General features: G+C 36.6%; 1 pseudogene. It reads left to right on the top strand.

What is annotated here, in order from left to right:
* Nucleotides 1-119 precede the first annotated feature (119 nt).
* Nucleotides 120-410 (top strand): annotated as a pseudogene (locus tag AB4486_RS27275) (hypothetical protein); the annotation flags it as partial.

Raw genomic sequence — 410 nt, 5'->3', positions numbered from 1 at the left:
TCACTCACTTTATTATGATAAAAAAATTAAAGCGAATTTTCAAAAGTAGTATTCCTCAACAAAAAGTAAACTTGTTAGTTCACTCGCCTTGGGTAGGAGATTCGTCTAAGGCAATACTTGTGAAAAAGCTAGCATTTTTATCCCAAGACTACGGTTGGAATATGAAAGTGACTCGACACCCCATAGAGTTTGGTGAACTCCTAATGTCAAAATTAATACCAACTGCGATTGTCGTCATGAATGACATTAGACCAATTGAAATATATTTGGATATGGCTAGTGACCAAGGCATTCCTATTATTGGTATGGACTCTATGGATTGTCCTTATCTTACTGCAAGCGTAAGTAGTAATAATGCATCAATGGCTCGAGAAAGTGCCGCTTATTTGGCTGAAACTAAAGGTGAGATA

Origin of the sequence: Vibrio sp. 10N.222.55.C6 (assembly GCF_041473395.1) — a bacterium.
GTDB classification, from domain to species: Bacteria; Pseudomonadota; Gammaproteobacteria; order Enterobacterales; family Vibrionaceae; genus Vibrio; species Vibrio crassostreae_C.
This window is presented reverse-complemented; position numbering and strand designations above follow the sequence as displayed.